General features: G+C 43.2%; 22 protein-coding genes. 8 read left to right on the top strand and 14 right to left on the bottom strand.

The genetic code is table 11. The annotated features are described in order from the left end of the window. Positions 1–267: 267 nt before the first annotated feature. Positions 268–750, bottom strand: a complete 483-nt coding sequence (locus tag MHH61_RS10310) for an Ig-like domain-containing protein (RefSeq protein WP_125587557.1) — start codon at positions 748–750, stop codon at positions 268–270. Between the two features lie 108 nt (positions 751–858). After that, entirely contained in the window at positions 859–3,525 is a 2,667-nt protein-coding gene (locus MHH61_RS10305) for a S8 family peptidase (protein WP_125587558.1), read from the bottom strand. Between the two features lie 179 nt (positions 3,526–3,704). Here MHH61_RS10305 and MHH61_RS10300 point away from each other — a divergent pair, with 179 nt between their 5' ends. From MHH61_RS10300 to MHH61_RS10275, 6 genes are read left to right on the top strand one after another with little or no spacing between them, the layout of a single operon-like run. Beyond that, positions 3,705–4,226, top strand: coding sequence for a PTS sugar transporter subunit IIA (locus tag MHH61_RS10300; protein WP_368004444.1), 522 nt, complete (start codon positions 3,705–3,707; stop codon positions 4,224–4,226). Next, entirely contained in the window at positions 4,223–4,552 is a 330-nt protein-coding gene (locus tag MHH61_RS10295; protein WP_024424400.1) for a PTS fructose transporter subunit IIB, read from the top strand. Before MHH61_RS10300 ends, MHH61_RS10295 begins: the two co-directional genes overlap by 4 nt. Before the next feature lie 35 nt (positions 4,553–4,587). After that, positions 4,588–5,706, top strand: a complete 1,119-nt coding sequence (locus MHH61_RS10290) for a PTS fructose transporter subunit IIC (RefSeq protein WP_024424401.1) — start codon at positions 4,588–4,590, stop codon at positions 5,704–5,706. A gap of 28 nt (positions 5,707–5,734) precedes the next feature. Further along, positions 5,735–8,398 (top strand): mannosylglycerate hydrolase, encoded by a 2,664-nt coding sequence (mngB, locus tag MHH61_RS10285; protein ID WP_125587559.1) that lies wholly within the window; start codon positions 5,735–5,737, stop codon positions 8,396–8,398. A 56-nt stretch (positions 8,399–8,454) separates the two neighbouring features. Further along, positions 8,455–9,339 (top strand): ROK family protein, encoded by an 885-nt coding sequence (locus MHH61_RS10280; protein ID WP_024424403.1) that lies wholly within the window; start codon positions 8,455–8,457, stop codon positions 9,337–9,339. Beyond that, positions 9,336–11,255: a transcription antiterminator gene (locus MHH61_RS10275; RefSeq protein WP_125587560.1), complete on the top strand. Its 1,920-nt coding sequence runs from the start codon at positions 9,336–9,338 to the stop codon at positions 11,253–11,255. The genes MHH61_RS10280 and MHH61_RS10275 overlap by 4 nt, the downstream gene beginning before the upstream one ends. A gap of 57 nt (positions 11,256–11,312) precedes the next feature. Here MHH61_RS10275 and arr read toward each other — a convergent pair whose 3' ends face one another. The 5 genes from arr to licT form a co-directional block, all read right to left on the bottom strand. After that, complete coding sequence (arr, locus tag MHH61_RS10270; protein WP_024424404.1) at positions 11,313–11,729, bottom strand: NAD(+)--rifampin ADP-ribosyltransferase; 417 nt, start codon at positions 11,727–11,729, stop codon at positions 11,313–11,315. Positions 11,730–11,840: 111 nt separating this feature from the next. After that, positions 11,841–12,053 (bottom strand): hypothetical protein, encoded by a 213-nt coding sequence (locus MHH61_RS10265; protein WP_024427440.1) that lies wholly within the window; start codon positions 12,051–12,053, stop codon positions 11,841–11,843. 153 nt (positions 12,054–12,206) lie between these two features. Then, positions 12,207–13,628 (bottom strand): glycoside hydrolase family 1 protein, encoded by a 1,422-nt coding sequence (locus MHH61_RS10260; protein WP_125587561.1) that lies wholly within the window; start codon positions 13,626–13,628, stop codon positions 12,207–12,209. 19 nt (positions 13,629–13,647) lie between these two features. Continuing rightward, positions 13,648–15,507 (bottom strand): beta-glucoside-specific PTS transporter subunit IIABC, encoded by a 1,860-nt coding sequence (locus tag MHH61_RS10255; RefSeq protein WP_125587562.1) that lies wholly within the window; start codon positions 15,505–15,507, stop codon positions 13,648–13,650. Between the two features lie 235 nt (positions 15,508–15,742). Further along, positions 15,743–16,579, bottom strand: coding sequence for a BglG family transcription antiterminator LicT (gene licT / locus MHH61_RS10250; RefSeq protein WP_024424409.1), 837 nt, complete (start codon positions 16,577–16,579; stop codon positions 15,743–15,745). A 185-nt stretch (positions 16,580–16,764) separates the two neighbouring features. Between licT and MHH61_RS10245 the strand changes: the two genes are divergently transcribed. Continuing rightward, positions 16,765–16,965: a hypothetical protein gene (locus MHH61_RS10245; RefSeq protein ID WP_024424410.1), complete on the top strand. Its 201-nt coding sequence runs from the start codon at positions 16,765–16,767 to the stop codon at positions 16,963–16,965. Between the two features lie 35 nt (positions 16,966–17,000). On the opposite strand, the gene MHH61_RS10240 is transcribed toward MHH61_RS10245, so the two are convergent. The 7 genes from MHH61_RS10240 to MHH61_RS10210 all read right to left on the bottom strand — a co-directional run bounded on the left by MHH61_RS10240 (position 17,001) and on the right by MHH61_RS10210 (position 22,789). Next, the gene (locus tag MHH61_RS10240) at positions 17,001–18,620 is read right to left on the bottom strand and encodes an APC family permease (RefSeq protein WP_034283122.1); all 1,620 of its coding nucleotides are present in this window, start codon (positions 18,618–18,620) and stop codon (positions 17,001–17,003) included. A 341-nt stretch (positions 18,621–18,961) separates the two neighbouring features. Then, on the bottom strand, positions 18,962–19,930 hold the full coding sequence (locus tag MHH61_RS10235) for a rhodanese-related sulfurtransferase (protein ID WP_024424412.1): 969 nt from the start codon (positions 19,928–19,930) through the stop codon (positions 18,962–18,964). A 249-nt stretch (positions 19,931–20,179) separates the two neighbouring features. Then, complete coding sequence (locus tag MHH61_RS10230) at positions 20,180–21,007, bottom strand: aldo/keto reductase (RefSeq protein ID WP_024427444.1); 828 nt, start codon at positions 21,005–21,007, stop codon at positions 20,180–20,182. Between the two features lie 81 nt (positions 21,008–21,088). Next, positions 21,089–21,505, bottom strand: a complete 417-nt coding sequence (locus tag MHH61_RS10225; protein WP_125587563.1) for a DUF5301 domain-containing protein — start codon at positions 21,503–21,505, stop codon at positions 21,089–21,091. Between the two features lie 29 nt (positions 21,506–21,534). Continuing rightward, complete coding sequence (locus MHH61_RS10220; protein ID WP_125587564.1) at positions 21,535–21,996, bottom strand: DUF523 domain-containing protein; 462 nt, start codon at positions 21,994–21,996, stop codon at positions 21,535–21,537. After that, entirely contained in the window at positions 21,993–22,223 is a 231-nt protein-coding gene (locus tag MHH61_RS10215) for a hypothetical protein (RefSeq protein WP_125587565.1), read from the bottom strand. The genes MHH61_RS10220 and MHH61_RS10215 overlap by 4 nt, the downstream gene beginning before the upstream one ends. A gap of 107 nt (positions 22,224–22,330) precedes the next feature. Then, positions 22,331–22,789 (bottom strand): MarR family transcriptional regulator, encoded by a 459-nt coding sequence (locus tag MHH61_RS10210; protein ID WP_024424416.1) that lies wholly within the window; start codon positions 22,787–22,789, stop codon positions 22,331–22,333. A gap of 201 nt (positions 22,790–22,990) precedes the next feature. Here MHH61_RS10210 and MHH61_RS10205 point away from each other — a divergent pair, with 201 nt between their 5' ends. Beyond that, positions 22,991–23,758 (top strand): GNAT family N-acetyltransferase, encoded by a 768-nt coding sequence (locus tag MHH61_RS10205; RefSeq protein WP_125587566.1) that lies wholly within the window; start codon positions 22,991–22,993, stop codon positions 23,756–23,758. Positions 23,759–23,815: the final 57 nt, after the last annotated feature.

The following is a 23,815-nucleotide window of genomic DNA, read 5'->3' as shown; positions in this document are numbered from 1 at the left end:
CTGGGAATAACGGCTGATGAGTGTTTGTTTATCGACTCATTCGGTTGCCGCCCAGCAGGTTTGCTAACAAAAAACAAAGGGCTAAAATGATTTTCATTTTAGCCCTTTGCAGCGTGATAGAAAACCTTTGCAGTCTAAGAAGGACGAGCACTGGAACGGAGCGAATTTGACATTCGTGAGTACCGGAGCGCAGATCTAACACAGAATGCGAGGGTTTGTCTACACGCTGAAGGATGTCACCTGATGACATCCTTTTTTTCTATGAGATTAGTAACGTGATGTATACGCCAAATGGTACACACTTGTGACATTTGAAGATAGTTTGATGTCGTTTGACGTGAACGTCACTGGAACGATATCGTAGTAATGTGTTGACCAGCCTGCATTATTGTATGATTGGTAGCCTGCACCTGCAGGAACTTGAAACGTCAGCGAAAACTGTCCATTCTCATCTGTTGTGCCTGTCGCTGTTTGAGCATATGATTTGATGGCTGCTTCAAAATAAAGCTTGATCGGCTGATTAGGCATGAAGTTTCCGCTTGCATCTTTTAGTGTCCCTTTAAACGTAGCTGGATAATAAGAACCCACGCGATATTTACTGCCATAGCCGTAATTCACTATTCCACTATCGGCTGCTGTGACACTTGTTACTTCTACTGATGCTGGTACTGCACCTGTTTCTTCAGCATGTGCAAAGGTTGGGAATACGAGAAGTAATGATAGAACGAAAGCAAACATGATTTTTTTCATCGATAAATCCTCCTTTTTTTTCCTACTATTTTACTATCGACAGGAATTGGTATTTTTCCAGTTAAAAACAAAAAAACTCCCCTTTTTTTAGAAAGGGAAGTCCATTTTTTATTTTTTCACAACCACTTTTACCGCTTTGCTTTCTCTTTTTCTCACATCTGATGCGGTCACATATAAAACCGTTTTGGCTTTTTGTGGTTTTATTTGGGCAGTAAATGCGCCCTTGCTATTGGTTTTGACTGTTTTGATGACTTTCTTTGATTTGTTTTTCACTTTAATGGTCAAACCTGCACCCGCAGTCCCTTTGACGGCTTTACTTTTGACGGTTACTTTGCTGACTTTCGGCTTAGCTGGTGCTTTGCCTTTTTTCACGACGGTTTTGAGCGTCGTAGCGGCCTTTCCTTTTGACATTTTAATGTGAAGGACCTTGTTTTTGTTCTGATGCTTAATCTTCACGCTAAAGGTTCCTTTTTTGCCTGCTGTGCCTTTTCCAAGCAGCGTTTTGCCTCTATACACAGAAATAGCAGCACCGGCTTTTGCTTTACCTGTCACCTTTTGATGCTGATCTTCCACTTTGTTCACTGATGCATTCAATTCAACAGCACTTAATGCAGCAAATGCATTCAGTCTGCCATGTCCTGTCATCCAATCAATTCCTGGGATTTTAGGATCAACAATTGGCTCCTCGTTTTCATCATAGAAAACGTCGTCTTTTCCATCAATAGATTTAAATGAGATGTCATCTGCTGTCCTTTGCAAAAGATTTCTCACTTGATTTGGCTTTAAGGATGGATTTTTAGAAAGCAGTAACCCTGCTGCTGCTGCCACATATGGTGTCGCCATTGAGGTCCCGCTCAGGTATGAGACATTCCCATCAGGCATGAGGCTCGGAATATCTGACCCTGGTGCTGACATGCTCAGTCCTTTGCCATAGCTTGAGAACTCAGCGGCAATATCCATACGGTTGCTTGCGCCAACCGCCATTGCGTATTTTGATGTCGCAGGGTAGCCCATTTCTGGTACGCCATCATTTCCACTTGCCACGACGACTAGTACATTTCTTTGAGCAGCATAATTCATGGCATATTCAATCACTCTGCTGTAGTAGCCGCCAAGGCTCATGTTGATGACCTTTGCGCCTTTGTCCACTGCATGCTTGATCCCAAGTGCAATATGCTCTGTATCGCCAAAGCCATAGGCATCCAGCACCTTCACCGGAATGATGCCCGTATGTTGATTGAGACCTGCCATTGAGTAATGATTATCGGATTTTGCGGCAATGATGCCTGCCACATGCGTACCGTGTCCATTGTCATCAATCGCATCTTTGTTTCGTCCAATGAGATTCGCACCTAAGTCTGTACGAACAGTCCCGTTTAAATCTGTCAAACGGCTGTCTACACCTGTATCCACAACAGCAATTAATGTTTGCTTCATTTTGCTTGTGCCAATCAGTGTATTCATTTGTTCAAATTTGACGTCAGCGCCTTTTTTCCCGCTGTTTTGCGCACTGTTTTTCAGCGGCCACTGATAACCATACTGCGCGTCGTTGCTTAGCGCACGATACGTTTGAACAGGCTCTGCAAATTCAACATTCGGCATGCTGGAAAGCTTTCTTGCCGTGCTCTTGATCGCCGCTTTGCCTGCTTTTAGTGTCTTTCCAGCTGATTCTTGCCCTGCTGGCACATCATAGACATACATTCCTTTGAATAAAGGACTAACTGACTGTGATGTCACACGGTTTTCTTGAATGCCGTAGCTTTTCATTTTCTTTTTCGCAGATTGAAGTGTTTGGCCATCCTTTAATTTAAAAATGATCTTATTCGTTTTAACCTTCTCTTCTTTTACAAGCTTTTGTTTCTCTAATACATAACCAACTGACTTTCCTTCAAGCTGATCGAAGCCAATTTTTTGACTGACGGCTTCTAATTCCTTTTTTAAATATGCCGGACTTGCTTCTTTGAGCATATCAAAAAGGGAGCCGATCGCCTGTTGTTCTTTTTCTGTTACGATATGACCACTAAATGCACCATTTTTCTCTACGTCACTTAGCAGTGTTTTTAATGTGAGCAGATGGTTGTAAACCTTTTGCTGCTCTTTTTGATGTTTGATGAGCTTTGATTTGAGAAACGGCTTTGTCTTTTGGAGCAGACGTGAAAGCTTTTGACCTTCTGCTGTTTCATTGAATCGTTTATCTTCGATTGTACGAATCGATTGAAGAATTTCACGCCCGTACTTTTTCTCAATAATAATGATTTCAGGCTCATCTTCTTCAGGAAAAACAGGTTCAGAAGGCGGAAGATTAGCTCCTTTATATCCGATTGTATATGCCGCATCCTCTTCCTCATCACGGCTGTCTTCCTCTGACCCTAAATAGAGCACTTTGACATAATAGGGACCTGACCATGCATGCGGGAAGTTGATATCTGTCTCTCCGCTTGCTGTGTCCACGCGATATCTTGAATATGTGTCATCCTTCATCGCTCTGTCCTTGCTTGGATAGACCGATACAGACAGCACTTGTTTACTTTTCACAGAAATTTGCATGTGTGTATGTTTTGCCACCTCTTGTGCAGATGGCGTGATTTGATACCAAGACTCTTCCTTTTCATTCTGTAATGTACCTGAGATGACTTCACCATTTTTTAACCCAATGGCTTCATTGACACTTGTTCCATGACTGGCAGCTGCTGCCTCGTATCCAGGTAATGCTGCCATACATAGAATGATGACCATGAGTACGATCACACAGGATTTGACCTGCTTTTTGAACATGAAAAGACCCCCTTATCTTTTATGATACCTTGGAAGAATATCACAGAAAGACATTTAGTAGAATCTGTTTTTTATATAATTAAACTCGTTTTAAGCTAGGATTTGAGATATTCAGTCAGCAAGACGGATAGCTTCATAAACTTTTTGCCATTTCAAACGGAAAATGATGCTATTTAACCATGCGGAAAAGTACATTACAATCAACTTGTAAGCGCTTAACAAACAAGAGAGAAGGGATCAGCTTGTTCCAAAAAGATCATGTTTTCACACAAGTAAACGGACGATCAAAGAATGAGATTTTACAATACATTTCCGAGAAAGCTGAAGACCTTCAGATTACAAACAATCAGGCGGGGCTATTAGCAGATTTGTTGACACGCGAAGACGAAGTCTCAACAGGACTTCAGCAAGGCTTCGCCATTCCACATACAAAAAGCTCCGCTGTACAAACGGCTTCACTTCTTTTTTTAGAACTTGAACAACCCATTGAATGGGGAAGCTTCGACGATTTGCCCACAAGCTATTTATTTACACTGCTCGTTCCATTAGAAGAAGCAAATGTCACACATCTGAAATTACTGTCAGGTATTGCGACCAGTCTAATGGAACCTGCTTTTATCGAGAAGATTCAACCAGGTCAAACAGCTGATTACTATTACGACGTCATTGAACAACAATTGAAAGAGGGGATTACACAATGAAAATTGTCGGTGTCACTTCATGTCCAGCAGGGTTAGCTCATACTCCAATGGCAGCCAAAGCGTTAGAAAATGCAGGTAAACAGCTCGGACACGAGATCAAAATCGAACAGCAGGGGATTATGGGACAGGTGAACGGCATTACAGCAGAAGAAGCGCAGCAGGCAGACCTCTGCATCATTGCCTCAAATCAGCATATCAACGATGCGGAACGCTTCTCAGGCATTCCCACTGTACGTGTCGAGATCGGACGTGCCTTAAAAAATGCCGAACAAATTATCACCAAAGCTGTAGCACTTGTTGAAAAGAAAAAGTCTGAATCTCAATAAACATGAGCAATGCCATATAGAAAGGAGCAAAGAAAATGAAAGCAAAATTAAAAGTCATTGAAGGCCATCTCATGACCGGTATTTCTTATATTCTTCCTGTAATCATCGGCGCCTCACTTATCGTTGGTTTAGCAAAACTGGTCGGATTAGGGTTTGGTGTTTCAGATTTAAACACCTATAAGGATGCTGGCGGCATACTGCACGGTGCCTATTTAATGGAGCAGGTAGGCTGGACAGGCATTGGCTTAATGAACGTCCTGCTCGCTGGATTTATCGCCTATTCGATTGCGGATAAATCAGGTCTTGCGGCTGGTTTTATCGGCGGGGCCCTTGCCAGCTCAACAAATGCCGGATTTATAGGTGCCGTCATCGCAGGCTTCTTCGCAGGATATGTTGCTCTTTTTGTGAAAAGAAAAATTCAAATTCAAGGCTCTGCAGCTGGGCTCGTCCCTCTGCTCATCCTTCCGCTTATTACCGTTGGCTTAACCGGACTTCTTATGTCAGTTCTGCTGGGCGGCCCATTAGGCGCTTTGAACACGGCATTAATTGAATGGATCAAAGGCATGGTCGCTGATGGAACAAGCACACTCGCGCTCGCTCTCATTTTAGGTGCGATGATTGGCTTCGATCTTGGCGGACCGGTGAATAAATCAGCGTGGATGGCTGGTAACGCCCTCTTCCTATCAGGTGTCTACCTCCCTGCCATTCTCGTCAATATTGCGATTGTCATTCCACCGCTTGGATACGGGCTTGCGACATTGATTCGAAAACGCAACTTCTCCCCAACCTTTAGAGAAGCCGGACGAGGCGGCCTTGTCATGGGCATTATCGGTATTACGGAAGGGGCGATCCCTTTTACCCTCGTCAATCCTTTGAAATTGATTCCGCTCAATGTTGTCGCATGTGCTGTTGGAAGCGGGGTCGCTGCATTATTAGGAGTTCATGACATCATGCCGCCAATTGGCGGGCTATACGGCTTCTTCTCAGTCGGAAACTGGTGGGCTTATTTAATTGGAGCTCTAACTGGCGCACTCGTCATCGGTATTGGCGCCAACCTACTTGTGAATTTCTCTGAGAAAAAAGAGCCAAAAACGCCGGAACATGATCAGAAGCAGAAAGAAGAAGACGATTTTGACCTTGTGCTAGAAGGATAATTTGAACGAAGAAAGGTGTCGTTGATCAATGACTGTCAATGTACATGTGATTCCACATACTCACTGGGACCGGGAATGGTATTTCACCACCTCCCGCTCCCGTATTTACTTAATGAAAAGCGTAATGGACATCTTAGATACCCTTGAAACAGATGAAAGGTTCCATTACTTCATGCTCGATGCCCAGGCTTCCTTATTAGATGATTATCTGAAATGGCGGCCAGAGGATGAAAATCGAATCAAAAAGCTTGTCACAGCGAAACGTCTCATCATCGGCCCATGGTATACCCAAACCGACCAGCTCGTCATTTCAGGTGAATCGATTGTGCGGAACCTGCAATATGGGATTGAACGCTGTCAGCAGTTCGGCCACGTGATGAAAGTCGGCTATGTCCCTGATTCCTTCGGTCAATCCGCACAAATGCCTCAAATTTATCGCGGCTTCGGCATTGTCGATACGGCATTTTGGCGCGGCGTTTCTGACCATATGACGAACCATACTGAATTCAATTGGCGCGGCGCTGACGGCAGTGAAGTCTTTGCTGTGAATCTGCCATTTGGCTACTACTACGGTGGTAATATCCCTGAGAAGGATGAGGACTTACAAGCCTTTTTATCTGAAAAAATCGGTGCGTTGCAAGCAAAGGCCACCACAAAGAATGTCTATTTCCCGAATGGTTTTGACCAAGCACCGATTCGCAAAAACCTGCCTGATTTATTAGAAAAAGCCAATGAACTTGACGAGCATCACTATGAAATCAGCAGTTTAGAAGATTATATTGCAGCCGTGAAAAAAGAGCGGACATCTTTTGAGACGTTACAAGGAGAGCTTATTCACGCGAAGCATATGAGGATTCACAAATCGATCTTTTCAACACGAGCGGATTTAAAAATCTTAAACAATCAAATTGAAAACTATCTCGTGAATGTGATGGAGCCCATCCTAACGATCAGCTATTCTCTCGGACACGACTATCCGCATGATACGGTTCGTGATATTTGGTACCTCATGTTTGAAAATGCAGCGCATGACAGCATTGGCGGCTGTAATAGTGACACGACGAATCAAGACGTCTTCTTCCGCTACAAACAGGCAAAGGAAATCGCTGAGAATCTTGTGGACTTACACATGCGTCTCATCGCTATTCGACTGCAAACAGAGCAAGAAATCACATTTACGTTGTTCAATACCCTGCCTTCAAAGCGTTCTGAAGTCATTGAAGTCGAAACCTTTATCACGGAACGTCCATTTACGTTAAAGGATGCTAATGGAAGAACGCTTCAGTACACAGTGAAAAGCAAAACCGATGTCACAGATTATGTGCTGGCACAGCAAATTTCTCTTAACCCAAGTAAAGAAGTGTACATGCCAAAGCAAGTATGGAAAGCTGTGCTGCTGATTGAAGCCCTCGACTTACCGTCAGTTGGTTATACACAGGTCAGCATGGTCTTCGATGAATCAAGCGAATCGGCATGGGAACAAACTGAAGGACGCGTGATTGAAAATATGTATTACCGCATTGCGGCAAATGACAACGGATCACTGGACATCACAGATAAACAAACTGGCCGGACATTCTCTGAGCAAATGATCTTTGAAGACAACGGAGATGATGGGGATTCCTACAACTATTCACCCCCTCGTGAGGACTTGTATGTGTCATCAAAGGATCTTTCATCAGCAGACATCTCAGTGGCTAAAAGCGGCCTGCAGCAAGAGCTGATCATCAAGCTTCAGCTCACTGTCCCTTACGACCTAGAGGAGCGCTCTAAGCAATTGGCTGCGACTTCACTTCCGATCACAGCGAAGATAGCATTAAACAAAGACGATGCTGTCATCCGTTTTCATGTAGATGTGGACAACCATGCGTTAGATCATCGCCTGCGCGTTCTTTTTGATACAGGCATCGCATCAAACGTATCACTGAGCGATCAACAGTTTGGTACAATCGAACGCCCAACAGAGCTGACGCAAGAGCTAGAATGGTGGAACAATGAACATTGGGAAGAAAAACCGATCACCATTGAACCGATGCAATCCTTTGTCGCACTTCGTGATGAAGCATATGGTGCCGCTCTGTTGACCGACTGCGTGAGAGAATATCAGATCACAGGAGAAGGCTATACAACGATTGCATATACGCTCTTCCGCTGCTTCGGAAAAATGGGGAAAGAAAACCTTCTTTACCGTCCAGGACGCGCATCTGGGGAAAAAATTGTTGATACACCTGACGCTCAGCTGCAAGGTGCACTGTCATTCTCATTTGGAATGCACTATAGCAAGGACGCAGTCAGCGAGGGACACTTAGCACAGCTTGCCAAACGGTACACCACCCCTGTTCAATGCTACGAGCGGGCAGACTTTTTAAACGGTCGTTTAATTTTCTCTTTCCGAGATGAAAAAGAAGACTTACAATCTACTTATAGCCTGCTTGACATCGAGACAGATGGAGCCATTCTAAGCGCTCTGAAAAAAGAAGAGCATGGAACAGGCATTGTCATTCGTCTCTTCAATCCATATTTAACGCGTCAAACAGCCGCTTCAATCAATAGTTCATCTCTACAACACGGAGAAACAGCGAATTTAGGAGAAACACCTGAAGGACATAGACTCAAAGCACAACATGGATCATTACACATTGAACCGCTTACACCTTGTCAGGTACAAACCTACATTGTAAAGAAAAAATGAACATGTAGGGGCGGGATCCATTGGATTCCGCCCCTCTTTAATGGAGGGCATTGATCATGCGAATTGGAGGCATTGAAGCAGGCGGAACGAAATTTGTCTGCGGCTACGGAACAACAGACGGAACGATTGAACACATGACTTCCTTTGCAACAGGGAATCCAGTTGAAACATGCCGGCAAGTGATCGATTACTTTACAAAGCATCGTGTCGATGCCATTGGAATTGGGGCATTCGGGCCTGTCGATGTGAAAGAGCAAAGCCTAAGCTATGGGACGATTTTAGACACACCAAAAACAGCCTGGCGCCAATTCCCTTTCCTCTCTACCTTAAAACAAGCCCTCGGGATCCCGATGAAGCTTGATACCGATGTGAACTGTGCAGCACTCGGAGAAGCCCGTTTTTCAACTGAAGCAGAAAAGCCTGCCTCCTTGGTCTATATTACTGTTGGGACTGGAATAGGCGGCGGTGCCTATATTGAACATCGCCTGATTCACGGATTGCTGCATCCAGAAATGGGTCATATCACCGTTCAGCGGCATCCTCATGACACTTATGGAGGCTGCTGCCCTATACATCATGACTGTTTAGAGGGACTGGCATCTGGTCCTGCCATAGAAGGACGCTATCATACACTGGCACAAATGCTGCCAGAGGATCATCCAGCCTGGTCACTTCATGCTTACTATCTCGGGCAAATGACTGCTAACCTGCTGCTCACCCTTTCACCTGAACGCATCATTCTAGGTGGAGGCGTGATGAAACAGCCGGCTATGCTGCCGCTTATTCTTGATGAAACAGACAAACGGCTTCACGGCTATTTGCAGCTGCCAAAGCCTTTACATGAAATTATCACAAAACCATCCTTTGATGGACTATCTGGTTTAATGGGCGCCATCGCTCTTGGAACTGATGCCTTACAGGCGCAAGGAGCCGCGCAATGATGATGACGGCAGATCCTCGAACCTATCAGCTGATTCAGCGGCTATTTGAAACGAAGGGGTTCGTGAAGCTGGAGGAGCTCACTGCCTCTTTTCGCTTATCTGACCGCTCTATCCGCAATTTAATCAAGGAAGCAAATGAGTATTTAAAGGAAACTGGGGCCATGATTAAAACGATTCGCGGGAAGGGATATACTCTTTTAACGAGTGACCAAGATGCTTTCTTACTTTGGCTTCATCAGCAAAAGCTTCCTGCCCGCTCCCTTGTCCCCGTCATGCCAGAAGAGCGTGTACGATTTATGATGAGAAAGCTGCTGCTTCAATCAGATTACTTAAAAATTGACCAGCTGGCTGAAGAACTGTTTATCAGCCGCATGACGGTCAGTAGCGATTTAAAAAAAGGACGAGAGCTGTTAGCCCGTTACGGCATGACCCTTGTATCAAAGCCTGGATTTGGCTTAAAGATTGAAGGAGATGAGCTGCAAAAAAGAACGTGCTATGCAGACTTACTTCTTGAAGAAGAGCCTGCTCTCTCTCATATCACCGAGCGGGAGCAGCTCCATTTTCCTGATATTTCTCTTGAAACCATTCGATCTATTGTGTTGACGAACCTGCATCAAGAGTCATTGCTCATTAAAGACATTGCCTTAAAAAATTTAGTCATTCACTTAGCCATTGCGATTCAGCAAACACGAAAAAACCAGCGGATATCCGCTAGTACTGCCCGTACACAAAGATCACCCGTTTTAATGAGAATTGCACAAAAAATCATACAGCAGGTGAGTGACACTTTTTGTGTGACCTTATCAGAGGATGAAACAGATTACTTAGTCATGCATCTATTGGCGAATCAAACGTGGAAAGAAGCCGCCCAGCATCAGACGACAGTGGAAGTTCAGCAGGCGGTTACAGTCTTTTTACAGCACATTGAAAAAATAAGCGGTCATCGTTTTGCTGATGACAGCATCCTACAGCAAGACTTGATGCTTCATATGAAGCCGTTATTAAATCGCATCCAATATGGCGTATCATTACAAAATCCGCTTTTGCATGAGATCAAAACGTCCTATCCTTACCCGTTTGATTTGGCTGTCAGCGGGCTGAATGCATTACAGCTGGTACGGACGCCAAATGAAGATGAAGCGGCATATGTTGCCCTGCATATCGCTGCTTCATTTGAAAGAAGTCAGCTCGACACCTCGCAAAAAAAGAAAGCGATTATCGTGTGCGGGTCTGGACTAGGGACGGCCAGACTGCTTGAAATTAAATTGAAGGCAGCCTTTCAGCACGAGCTTGACATTGTTGAGCTCTATTCGTATCAGGATTATCTCATGAGCTCCTCTCTGCCGTGTGACGTCATCATCACAACCGTGCCTCTCACATCAAAGGGGAAACCAGTCATTCAGGTCAGCGCCTTTTTTGAACATCATGATATACAGCGTGTAAATGAAGTCATTCATTTATTAAATGGACACGGGGCACCCTCAAAAGAGCTGATGGCGTTTTTTCAAGAGCGATTGACTTTCATGAATGCTGATCTAAGCAGCAAGGATGAGGTATTAGATATATTATGCAGCCATTTAGAGGCGCATCAGCTAGTATCGTCTTCTTTTCGGCCCTCGGTGCTTGAGCGGGAGCAAATGTCGTCTACCTATCTTGGCAGCGGCATTGCAATGCCGCACCCGCTCATCACAAATGAAAGCACCTCCTCTGTAGCCATCGCACACTTAAAACAGCCGATTGACTGGCAGGGAGACCAAGTATCACTTGTCTTTTTATTAGCGATTCATAAGGATGACGCTGCCTGCATGAACCAATTCTTTGAACAGGCCGTCGATTTACTAGACAATCCAGACCGCATTCGCGCCCTCAAGCAAGCCAACACATTTGATGAGCTGATGGATGCGTTGTTTCAATAAGATCAAACAAAAGGCCGCCCAATTCATGAGGCGACCTTTTTATTTAGATATATATCATTAATCGTAGATGACATTTTTTCCTTCTTCACTTAATTTTTTTAAGGAGCTCAGCATATGATTGATTTCTTCATCGGAATGTCTTTCCCAAGAACCTAATTCTGCGACTATTTTCAACGGAGATTTCGATCGATAAGAACGTGTTGGGTTGCCGGGAAATCTTTTATCAGTCACATTTGGATCATTTTCAAACTCGCCTAACGGTTCTACAATATAAATTCTTTCTTTCGCATCAGACCTAGCTAATTCAGCACCCCATTTGGCCGCATTTAGTGTTCCGGTGAAATAAATATGGTTCGATTTTTTATCCTGATAATTGGATAAATGCAGCGGTTCAAGCAGATCTCCAATCTTCAATTCCGCTTTGGTCCCATGAAAAAATGGCCCGGGATCTAACACCTTTTGCTTGTCATTCATACAGCCACACCCCTCATCGTTTTTGACTTGCGTATAACAGTATACGGCTAGATATGGGCGAGAAACAGTCTATAAATTTCATTAAATTCGGGGTATAATAATAGTAGAGAGTTAGATGTGAACAGACATAAGTACTGTAAATAAAAACGGAAATTTCGCATTCACACCAACAATGACGAAAACAAGAATACCTTCCACAGCTGACAGCGTCACAATCAATCCATGGTTCATTGGATATTCCTTCGCAATTAATTTCTGTCCTATATAATTCAAACCATAAAAAATCAAAAACAATGTGAAGAACATAAAAAAAATCGTCATCATATAAACAACCCCTTTCTGATAATGGATTTTTACCCAATTTTTACAATATATCATCAGACTATCATGTTAGAACAACTCGAACAATATGATCTTTCCAATAAAATGAACGAAAAAAAGCCAGCCACCCGCATAAGGTGATTGGCTTTTTTATCGTTATTTCCCGATGTTGTCTCCATTTTGCTGAATCAAGGTTTCATACCAATAAGAGCTCTTTTTGCGAATTCTTTTAAGGTCTTTTAGGTCAAATTCGTCGCGATTGACGTAGATGAACCCGTAGCGCTTGGAGCATCCTTGGTGTGTGCTGATTAAGTCGATGGCTGACCACGGGCAGTATCCGAATACCTCGACGCCGTCTGTGATCGCCCATTTGATTTGCTCGATATGTTTTTCTAGATAATCAATTCGATAATCATCCTGAATTGATCCATCTTCTTCTAACTTGTCGAATGCACCCAATCCGTTTTCCGTGATAATAAGTGGCAGCTGATAGCGGTCATAAATCTCCCGCATCGTTGAACGGAAGCCGACAGGGTCAATCTCCCAGCCAAACGCATTTTTACTTAAGAATGGGTTGTTGCCGCCTTTGTAGACGCCATCTTCACCTGATTTCAAATGCTGATCTCCGCCGCGTGCAAATTCGTCGTTGCCATCTCCTTTACTCGCTTCAACCGTTTGTGAGGTGTAGTAGTTAAAGGCAATGAAGTCTGGCTTCGCGCTTTTCAAAATATCCATATCTCCCTCTTCGATGACAGGAAGAATGCCTTTTTCTTTCATGTACGCCCAAGCCAGGTTGTTATAACGCCCGAACACCGCCATATCAAGATAAAGCCAGTTGCGGATCGCATTGTAATTCGCCGCAGCAAGCACATCTTCAGGCTTTGGAGAAGCCGGATAAATGAGCGCAATGTTTGGCGCTGGTCCAATTTTCGCTTCAGGCAGCATTTGATGACAAAGCGTCATGGCTTTTGCCTGTGCAACAAGCATATGATGATTCTGCTGATACAGTTCTTTTTTCGGATTTTCTAAATTTGGATCAAGTGTACCTAGCGCTGATCCATGTAAGATCATCATGTTTTGTTCATTAATGGTCAGCCAATATTTTACCTTCTGACCATACTCCTTGAATAGCACCTCTGCATAGCGTTCAAACGCATCCACTGTCCCGCGGTTAGACCACCCGCCCTTTACTTGAAGCGCATGAGGCAGATCAAAATGATACATTGTCACGATTGGTTCAATGCCATAGCGGCGCAATTCATCGATGAGTGAATGATAGAATTCAATCCCCTTTTGATTGATCTCCCCATCTCCATCTGGAATGATCCGTGTCCACGCAATGGAAAAGCGATAAGCCTTCAAGCCCATTTCCGCAAACATCTTCACATCCTCTTTATAACGGTGATAGTGATCGCTTGCCACTTTAAAATCCGTTGTCCCTTCAGGATAACTTGCTCTCATGTCAATGACAGAAGGCCCCTTGCCATCCTCGTTCCACGCACCCTCTACCTGATAGGCGGAAGTAGATCCGCCCCAGAAAAAGTCTTTTGGAAATGATGCTAGTGTTGAATATCTCATGATTTCTTCCTCCTTTTGATTAAACTAGATGTAAAAATGATTGGCCTGGTGTGATTTGTTTCTCTTCTGTTTCAATGATATCGCTAAACTCACCTGAATTGGTAATAATAACGGGTGTTGTGACTGACAGGCCTGAAGCTTGGATGGCTTCTATGTCAAACTCAGCAAGCAGTTCGCCTTCTGTGATAGTTTGCCCCTGAACAACCTTCGGGGTAAAATGCTTTCCGCCTAATTGTACGGTATCCAATCCGATGTGAATGAGTACCTCTGCTCCGCTTTCTGAGGTTAGACCATACGCATGTCCAGTTGGGAACACCGTTGTCACAACTCCTGATACTGGTGCAAACAGCTTTCCTTCTGATGGAATGATGGCTGCGCCCTTTCCTAATGCACCAGATGAGAATGCTTTATCCTGCACTTCCTCCAGCTTGATGACCTCGCCCTTTAAAGGACTTTTCACATGAGCTGCTTTGACCCCATGTTCGTTTTCAATTACCGGTGCAGAAGCTGCTGCTGGCGTTTCATCTTCATCTACTGGATCTTTAAATCCAATCAAATAAGTTAAGATGATCGAAAGGACGAACGAGACCGAGATTCCGATGATGAACCCTGTAAATCCTTGACCGTAGAAAATCGGCAGTGTCAGTAAACTTGGAAGGCCTGACGCAATTGCAATACTTTGTGAATAACCGATAATCGCACCGCCGACCCCAGCAGAGATAACGGCTGCAATAAATGGTTTTTTCAAACGAAGTGTGACCCCGTATACAGCTGGCTCTGTGATCCCAAACACAGCAGAAACTGCTGTTGATCCAGCCAGTGATTTCAGTTTTTTATTCTTTGTTTTCAGCATAACACCGATGGAAGCACCTGCTTGTGAAAATACAGCTGGCGCAGTGGCCGGCTTGATATGATCTTTCCCATGGACTGCGATATTATTTAAAATGACTGGCACAAGTCCCCAGTGGATACCGAAGATGACAAGAATCTGCCAAGCCATCGCAATTAAAGCACCTGCAAGTGTAGGACTAAAGGAGAATACTTTCAGCAAAACAGCTGCAATGCCATTCCCTGCATACACACCAAATGGTCCGAATACGATGAGTGTCAGCGGAACAACCGTGATAAGTAAAATCAGTGGCGTAATAAAGTTTTTGACACTTTCATGAATAACTTTGTTAAAGAAACGTTCGATATATCCCATGACAAACACTGCCAAAATGATTGGGATGACCGTAGATGTATAAGACATTAAGACGACTGGTATCCCGAAGAATGTCACATCTCCGCCGCCTTTTGACAATTCTTGAATGGTTGGGTAAATCAGTGCACCTGCTATCGTCACAGCGACAAACGGATTCGCTTTAAACTTCCTAGCAGAAGTGAATGCGAGCAATAATGGCAGGAAGTAGAACAAGCTGTCAGATGCTGCAAATAAAATTTGATACGATGTATCTTCAGGAGATAACCATTTCGCGTTGATACAGATGCCTAATAGACCTTTTAAAATACCTGCACCCGCCATGACACCGAGAAGTGGTGTGAAAATCCCCGATACAATGTCGACGAATTTCCCGAAAAGGCTTGTGCTCTCTTCACCTGATTTTGCAGATGAAGCAGTGGAATCCTCTAAGAGATTCGTAAACTCTCCAATTTCTCGATATACCTCTGGTACGGTATTGCCAATGACCACTTGAAATTGGCCGCCGCTTTCCATAACGGTAACGACGCCATTTAATTTTTCAATGGCCGCTTTATCTGCTTTTGATCTGTCATTTAAGGTGAAGCGAAGCCTTGTGGCACAATGCACCAATGAATGGACGTTTTTCTCTGTACCAATGTGTTTAATAATGTCTTCTGCTAATTGACGATAACTCATGCAAAAACCCCCTTTTTTTCAAAAAAATACGTTTTTGGGCAAAATAAAAACCTAAACGGGCACCAAAAATAGTCGCAGCTTGCTGTTGCGCTTTTTCAGTGAACGTTTAGGTTTTGCCTGCCGAACAGTCACAATCCTCTAAGACGATCATTGTGAAACCGTATTCTTTTATGTTTATGAGCAAATAGTACCACTCACCTTTTCTCATGTCAACGCTTTCTTTTAAAATCTATCTTTATTTTTCTCGTTTGATCAGTCGATTCAAATGAATGGATAGATACAGCATCTCCTCTGATGTGAGATCCCGATGATAGGTTTGATAGACATATTCTGCGATTTTCTTTGCGCAATCATATGCTTTCGGATATTTCACTTTGATCAGCTGATATAAGTCCTGATCTTCGCTGACAAGCAGTGTTTCGTTAATCAGACGCTGGACGAAAAAGCGCAAATGCGTGAGAAAACGGTAAAAGTTAAGTGAGTCTTCATCAAATTCCATGTTGAGATGATATTTCACAATGGTGAGAATGGCATTGACTTCCTTTGTGATATTGACCGTCGTATTCATATCCTCATTGAGCTCTGCGTTAATGATATGCATGGCAATAAAGCCCGCTTCATCCTCAGGCAGTTCAATATGAAGACGCTCTTCAATCATCTCAAGACAGTCCTTTGCCACAAGAAATTCATCTTTGTATAAGCGTTTAATCTCCCAAATAAGCGAATTCTCAATCAGATGATTTTTCTTCAGCCGTTCGATGGCGTAATGAATATGGTCTGCCAGCGATACATGCAGACTTTCGTTTAATCTTCGGTTCAGCTTTGTATGTGCATATTGGATCATTTCTTCGGTCACTTTGACCACATCATACGGAACCTCTTGAAGAAGCATTTTCATCCGCTCGTGAACGGAATGATCCTCCAGGCGGAAGACTTTATCAATCAACGATTCGTCCACCGGGTCCCCGGGACGTCGCTGGAAAGCGATGCCTCTGCCCATGACAACGATTTCTTTTCCATGTTCATCTATGACACTAATGACATTATTGTTTAGAACCTTTTGAATCTGCATTTCCAAACACCTCCGTCTATGACCAACAACTTTACTCAAAATATGCTCTCATCTTAACACAATTGTCAAATCACTTGATATTTTTATCTGACTTTAGCAATAGTTCTCATCAATAGTCAACCTCTTCATTGCTGGTCTGATCGTGCATCAGCCTGCATACAATACTCCTGAGGAGGTGGCCTTCTGTGAAAGCTTTTTTCTGGTCTGCATCATTTTTATTCTTGCTCATGTTCACCCTCATCATCCTAGGCATCGTGTTCTGGCTGAGTGGACAAGGCTTAGGCCAGCTTTGGAGATATGTGCTCATTTCACTTGTCACAGCGGCCGTTTTGCGCGGCGTCACCACTTGGCTGAAACGGCATGTGATGCACCTTTCATCCAAATAAAAACGGCTGCCCCGAGTGTTCAGGCAGCCGTTTCTTTATTCTTTGGTTGCTGCAGCTTCTTTCTGAGAAGCACGCAGCTCATCATTGATTTTTTTCGCATCCTCTAAAAACTCTGTTTCATATCCACTTTTGAGTGCCCACATATAAAATAGCAGAGCTACCACTGTAATCAGTGCCATGTCCCAGCCATAATGAATGATGTTATAACCGCCGAATTTGTCACTGCCAAGACAGGAAATCGTCATCATGACAAGCAGGTACACAACCATCCAAGCACCCGCCTTAAAGTTGCGGCCGAAGCCTTTCCACTTCGCTTTTGCTTGATAGTAAAAATAGATAGGGAGACCGATGAGAATAATGAACAGCACCTGACCTGTTAACGGCCATCTTGCCCAATACAGTGTCAATGAGGCAAAGACAAAACCGAGAGGAGCAATGATGCTGAGTCCTTTTATTCGAAGCGGACGATATAAATCTGTCCCTGTCTTTCTCAGCGTCATGACGGTCACTGGTCCCGTCAGATACGAAATAAGTGTTGCGACAGAGATAATTTCAGCAAGTACACCCCAGCCTCTAAATAAAAACAGAAAAATAAACGATACGGCTAAGTTAAAAAACATTGCTGGACGAGGCACGCCGTAAATAGGGTGCAGACGGCCAAGCACACTTGGCATGTATTTGTTTTTTTCCATTCCATAAATCATACGAGACGTCGTTGCGGTATACGTAATTCCTGTACCAGAAGGTGACACAAACGCATCCGCATATAAAATCAGAACAAGCCAGTTAATCCCAAGCGCAATGGCAAGGTCCGCAAATGGCGAGTTGAAATTCAAATGACCCCATCCGTTCACAATCATAGATGGATCAACAGCACCGATAAAGGCGACTTGTAAAAGGACATAAATCACAGTTGCAATGAAAATCGATCCGACAATGGCAATTGGAATCGACCGGCCTGGATTTTTTGCCTCACCGGCCATATTAATCGGGCTTTGGAAGCCATTGAAGGCAAACACAATCCCAGATGTCGCAACAGCTGTCAACACACTCGCCCAGCCGTTAGGGGCAATACTTGTTCCAGAAGTAAAATTCTCACTATGAAAACCTACGAATAAGAGCGCACCAATTGTTAATCCTGGAATGACAATTTTAAACACGGTAATGAATGTATTTGCTTTTGAAAATAACCCAACTGTCCAATAATTAAGCAGAAAGTAAATCACAAGAAGCACACTGGCAACCATAAGACCTTCTGTCGTCAATACCCCTTTGGTGACCAAATGAGATGTCCACTTTGCCCATTCCCAAGGCCAAGAGCTCATGTACTGGACAGAAGCAACCGCCTCAACTGGTATCACAGAGACAATGGCGATCCAGTTCGCCCAAGCTGCAATAAACCCAATAAAAGATCCGTGTGAATATTGCGTATATTTGACCATTCCGCCTGCCTCAGGAAACATCGATCCGAGTTCACTATAAGACAAAGCGATAAATAAAATCACAACCATCCCAATCAACCAGGATAAAATAGCAGCAGGACCGGCGATTTGAGCTGCACGCCAAGCACCGAAGAGCCATCCTGAACCAATGATTGAGCCAAGACCTACCATCATTAAAGCGAAAGTTCCCATCCTACGATGCAAATGATTCATGTTCATAACACCTTTCGATTAAAATACAGAGCATGTGTCAAGCAAGCGTCTTTCTTTCAAAGCAGCTCACTTTTCATTTTACTGGTAAATATTTCTTCTAATGAACCTTTACCTTTGTTCATTTTTTCATCTGTTATATTATCTCTCAATTCTTCATTTTCTGAAATAGTCGAACATGCTTATTTCAAAAGAAAGCGCTTTTTCACCTGTTCAATCTATTAGACTGAATAACTACCTTTACCCTTATTTTGAAAAAAACAAAACAAAAAAGATAGAGGAAATGACTTCCTCTATCTTCTAACCCCCGTCATGTATAGAAAAAAGGATAGAGGGGATTCCCTCTATCCTTGTGAAATCGCTTGTTCTTTTTCAATGACAGCTAGTCTTTCTTGTACTTCTTCTTCAGATAAATTGTGCTGTTTCACATACAGGTTCCGTTCGCTTGTGCGGCATTCATGACTGCAGCTGCGCATATACTTATGCTCACTCTCTTCAGTGGCAATCATCTTACGGTTACATGCAGGGTTCGCACAGTTCACATAACGCTCGCAAGGCTCACCAGTGAAGAAATCTTTTCCGACAACCACATGCTCTGTTTGATTCACTGGTACTGTTAAGCGATTATCAAACACATAGCATTGACCGTCCCATAGCTTCCCTTGCACTTCTGGATCTTTTCCGTAAGTGACAATTCCGCCGTCAAGCTGAGAGACATCTTCAAAGCCTTCACGCTTTAACCAGCCTGAGAATTTCTCGCAGCGTACACCGCCTGTGCAATAAGTCAGGATTTTTTTCCCTTCAAGAATCTCTTTATTGTCACGAATCCACTCAGGTAATTCACGGAATGTCTCAATATCAGGACGGACTGCCCCTCTAAAGTGACCAACATCAAACTCGTAATCATTACGTGCATCAATCACAACCGTATCAGGTGATTGCATTTGCTCGTAAAATTCGACCGGGCTAAGATGTTTCCCCGTTAATTCTAACGGATTCACGTCATCCTCAAGGCTGAGGTTCACAAGTTCCTTCCGGTGGCGGACGTGCATTTTCTTAAACGCATGTCCATCTGCTTCGTCAATTTTGATCGGCATAGACGCAAAGCGCGGATCTTCTTTTAACGCTTGCATGTACTTGTCCGTTTGCTCAATGGTTCCAGAAACCGTTCCGTTCAAGCCTTCTGCTGATACAAGGATACGGCCTAACAAACCAAGCTCCTTACAGAATGCTAAATGCTCTGCTGTAAACGTCTCTGGGTCCTCAATGGGGACATATTGATAGTAAAGTAAAACGCGATATTGTTTTTCCATCTATATAAACACCTCTTAAATTTAATCAAAACATACCATTCTTTATCATACAGGAAATACATACCTAAAGGCAATGTCGGCGGCTCAATTCCATAAAACGGAAGGGCCTTTCTTCTCATATATTCGATGGTTTGATTGGAGACTATGTAAAGAAAAGATTATCGACGCCATTCAACTCATTGAGGCCTTTCAACATCAAAAAACTGCACATAAAAAAGCACAGGCATCACACCTGTGCTGTTCTTTCGATTAAAAATCAAAGTTATCTGGATCTGGACCTGTGCGCTCATCTTCATTGAGCTGATCAATGACACCCATCTCACGTGCGGACAGCTCGAAATCGAAGACTTGTGTGTTTTCGATGATTCGGCTCTTTGTCACAGATTTTGGAATGGTGATAATGCCATGCTGCAAGTCCCAGCGAAGAATCACTTGCGCTACTGATTTGTCATGTTTTTTCGCGATATCCTGGAGAACAGGATGGTTCAGAAGCTTCCCGCTTCCTAATGGCGACCACGCCTCAACATGAATTCCTTTCGATTTGCAGTAGTCTCGTAAAGGCTCCTGCGTCAGCTTCGGATGCAACTCGATTTGATTCACCATTGGCACAACTTCTGCCTCTTCCAATAAATCCTCTAAATGATGCTGATGAAAATTACACACTCCGATCGCTCGAACGCGTCCATCCTCATATAGTTTTTCTAGCGCTTTCCATGTTTCTTTATATTTGCCTTCAACTGGCCAATGAATTAAATAAAGGTCTAATACATCTAGCCCCAGCTTGTTCATACTTGTTTCAAAGGCTTCGAGTGTTGATTCATAGCCTTGATCATTATTCCAGACCTTTGTCGTAATGAATAGATCATCGCGAGAGATGCCTGATTGCTGAATGGCTTTGCCTACCCCTTCTTCATTTTGATAGGCGGCTGCTGTATCAATGCTGCGGTAGCCCGCTTCAAGAGCGTCTTTGACTGCATTTACAGCCTCATCCCCATCTTTTACCTGCCATACACCAAAGCCTAGCTTCGGCATTTTTACTCCGTTTGCTAATGTGACTGTATCTGTTAATCCACTCATCAAACAAACCTCCGCTTCCTTTTTACTTACCAAGCACTATACCCGAATTTTCGATTGATCATGCATGACATTCTGACTGAGTTATTTGATATATTTTCCCATATCAACTTGATTGGCGTCAACGATTTGATATTCGCTGATCCGATTTTTTGTTTTAGAACCATCATATGTTTCTAAATAAGCTTGATCGTAAAAGATGAATCCGTATGTCGCTTTGCCATCCTCTAACACCCTGATCCAATAAGACTCTTTTGTGTCTTTTTTAGAGTCATTCACCTTCTTTAATTTCATACCCGAAAATTCCTTCAGCAGCTTTTGAATATCCTCTTTCTTTTCCACTTTAACACGCTCATTATCATGCTCAATTTGAATCGAAGTCACCTTGTTCTGATCAATTGAGGCCACATCATCAAAAGAGTATGTTTTTGCATTGATTATAAAATAAATACCAATTCCTAATAAAATAATGACGACTAAACCAATCATCCACTTTTTCAACCTAACTCCTCCTTCTATTCACACCACACCTATAAAAACAGTGAAGTCCAATCATCCTCCTCAGAAAATACCTGAATTCCGTGCTGTTTAAGCAAGGCGGATGTCACTCCATCTCCAGCTTTTGTCCCCCCGTTAAAATCTCCGCGATAAATCATCCGGCTGCCGCAGGAAGGGCTGTACTCTTTTAACACAACCGCCGTCGCTTTCAGAGACTGAACCTGTTCCAGCGCGGCCTTCGCGCCTTTTACATACATCTCCGTGACATCATTTCCATGTACATCGATCACAGAGGCGAGGCCCTGTAATACATCATGTCCGTCTCCGCCAATGATTTCTGCGGGAGGCCTTGGCGTGGAAAGGCCTCCAAGCAGCTCAGGACAAACTGTGACCGCCTTTCCCTCCTGAACAAGCTCCTCAATTCGCTGATCTAATCGATGGCTGCCATTATAACGAACCTTCAACCCAGCAAGACAAGCACTAACGACAATCATGTATGTTCCTCACTTTTTTTGCTGACTTTAAAATAAATACATACAGGCAAGAAACATATCGTATTCACCAAAAAGGGCAGAGCACAATACAAAGCAGCAGCCCAAATTGGTTCTCCAGGTCCTGCAATACCAAAAAAATAAACAAATAATAGCAAGCTGACAAACAATCCCACGAATGGCATGATGAATGCGTATTTTTTATAATTTTCTATCATTTCTTTCTCCAATGAGCTCCCTCCCTTTCATCACGGCTAAGAACAACGTCAATATATGTTAATTTTACCATAAAAAAACCGAAACCATCTCCTTTTGTACGATGGTTTCGGTTTTTTAACTATATCTTTTCTTTCCAAGCCTTTAAGAAGCGCTCAATCACTTGTAATTCATCCTCATGAAACTGGTGGAGAAATTCTAAATAGGACGTGACTGCTTTATCATGTAGTTCATCATGCAGCGCCGCCAATTGCTTGCCTTCCTCTGTCAAAGAATAATAGACAGATTTCTTATCACCTTGCCGGTGGCAATAGTCGACCATGCCTTTTTCAATTAGTTTTTTCACAGCCTTTGTAATAGCTGGCTTTGATAGTTTTAACTGTTGAGATAGAAATGTATTGTTTGATTCGTTTGGATTGGCTTGAATCATCGATAAAATGTGAAGCTGTGTGAGTGTCCATTCTTGTTTGAGTGTATCAGTCGTGGTAATCAGTGGATCTGTTGGATCATTCCGTCTCTTTTCCCTATGCATAATCAGATCTTGAATCGCTTTTAATACAATCTGCTCTTTTGTTTCCATCTGAACCTCCACTCTTAACTGGTTAATAAAATGGTACTAATAATGAAGAAAGGAGTCAAAAGAAATGTCGATGTGAGTAAAATAATAGGACATCAGACCTGAAAATTGCATATGCACTTTTTTACTAGATTCTCCTCATCCTGTCACATGCTATAATCATGGGGATGTCATCCAATTTATCATAATGAAAAGGTGATCTAAATGAATCCTGAACAACAAATGGCCATTCACCAGTTAGAAGAAAAGATACATCTGTTTTCCTCTGCTGTGAACGGAGCCTTCCTTGCATCGGACGATTTCGTTCTATCAAATACTCATATATCGACTGACACGTTCAATTTGCTCTTACCAACATCAGCTCAAATCCAAGATCCGAATAAAGTGAAAGCAGCCATTGAACACATGCGGTCACAGAAACTCATCTTCAGCACATGGGTCGATCACCGTTTACTCCATCCTGATTGGGCTGATTTATTAAAGGAATATCAGCTTCAAGAGGTCGAACGCAATACCATCATGATGCTTGAGCATACAGGTGACATTGATCCAGTCACATCCTCATCACTTACAATCAAGGAAGTACTTGATGAGCAGACACTCTTTGATTACAAACATATCTTTATAGAACTATTCAAAGGATCGACTGAGGCCGCCGCCTTAGAAGACTATTTCCAGCGTTTTTCGATTGAAGCATTGCACTCAAAAGCTCGCATGTTCGTGGGATATGAACACCACAAGCCGGTCACAACAGGCTTATTATTCGAGACAAACGCCAGCTACGGTATTTATGATGTCATGACAAGGGAAGAACACCGCGGCAAAGGACTTGGCAGTGACATGTTCCATTACCTTCTGACCCAGACAGAGAATAAACAAAAGTGTGTCATCCTACAAGCTTCAGCTGACGGCAAAAACATTTATCAACGTGCCGGCTTCCAACCAATCGGCGAAATGGCCGTCTTTGAATAGAAAGTACTTTTCGTGTGAATTTGAAATGAACATAAAAAAGCTGCCTAATGTTAGGCA

Origin of the sequence: Bacillus sp. FSL K6-3154 (genome assembly GCF_040869395.1) — a bacterium.
In the GTDB taxonomy this organism is placed as follows: Bacteria; Bacillota; Bacilli; order Bacillales; family Bacillaceae; genus Bacillus; species Bacillus safensis.
Note: the sequence above shows the minus strand (reverse complement) of the source record. Positions and strands in the feature narration are given on the sequence as shown.

Coding starts and splice junctions, on each gene's coding strand:
- MHH61_RS10260 (WP_125587561.1), bottom strand. CDS start 13,628: ATGAGATATTCAACACTAGCATCATTTCCAAAAGACTTTTTCTGGGGC.
- MHH61_RS10255 (WP_125587562.1), bottom strand. CDS start 15,507: ATGAGTTATCGTCAATTAGCAGAAGACATTATTAAACACATTGGTACA.
- MHH61_RS10220 (WP_125587564.1), bottom strand. CDS start 21,996: ATGATTGTCGTTAGTGCTTGTCTTGCTGGGTTGAAGGTTCGTTATAAT.
- MHH61_RS10210 (WP_024424416.1), bottom strand. CDS start 22,789: ATGGAAACAAAAGAGCAGATTGTATTAAAAGCGATTCAAGATCTGATT.
- MHH61_RS10290 (WP_024424401.1), top strand. CDS start 4,588: ATGAAAGCAAAATTAAAAGTCATTGAAGGCCATCTCATGACCGGTATT.
- MHH61_RS10280 (WP_024424403.1), top strand. CDS start 8,455: ATGCGAATTGGAGGCATTGAAGCAGGCGGAACGAAATTTGTCTGCGGC.
- MHH61_RS10230 (WP_024427444.1), bottom strand. CDS start 21,007: ATGAGTGGATTAACAGATACAGTCACATTAGCAAACGGAGTAAAAATG.
- licT (WP_024424409.1), bottom strand. CDS start 16,579: ATGCAGATTCAAAAGGTTCTAAACAATAATGTCATTAGTGTCATAGAT.
- MHH61_RS10205 (WP_125587566.1), top strand. CDS start 22,991: ATGAATCCTGAACAACAAATGGCCATTCACCAGTTAGAAGAAAAGATA.
- arr (WP_024424404.1), bottom strand. CDS start 11,729: ATGAATGACAAGCAAAAGGTGTTAGATCCCGGGCCATTTTTTCATGGG.
- MHH61_RS10265 (WP_024427440.1), bottom strand. CDS start 12,053: ATGATGACGATTTTTTTTATGTTCTTCACATTGTTTTTGATTTTTTAT.
- MHH61_RS10295 (WP_024424400.1), top strand. CDS start 4,223: ATGAAAATTGTCGGTGTCACTTCATGTCCAGCAGGGTTAGCTCATACT.
- MHH61_RS10240 (WP_034283122.1), bottom strand. CDS start 18,620: ATGAATCATTTGCATCGTAGGATGGGAACTTTCGCTTTAATGATGGTA.
- MHH61_RS10310 (WP_125587557.1), bottom strand. CDS start 750: ATGAAAAAAATCATGTTTGCTTTCGTTCTATCATTACTTCTCGTATTC.
- MHH61_RS10300 (WP_368004444.1), top strand. CDS start 3,705: ATGCGGAAAAGTACATTACAATCAACTTGTAAGCGCTTAACAAACAAG.
- MHH61_RS10305 (WP_125587558.1), bottom strand. CDS start 3,525: ATGTTCAAAAAGCAGGTCAAATCCTGTGTGATCGTACTCATGGTCATC.
- MHH61_RS10235 (WP_024424412.1), bottom strand. CDS start 19,930: ATGGAAAAACAATATCGCGTTTTACTTTACTATCAATATGTCCCCATT.
- mngB (WP_125587559.1), top strand. CDS start 5,735: ATGACTGTCAATGTACATGTGATTCCACATACTCACTGGGACCGGGAA.
- MHH61_RS10275 (WP_125587560.1), top strand. CDS start 9,336: ATGATGATGACGGCAGATCCTCGAACCTATCAGCTGATTCAGCGGCTA.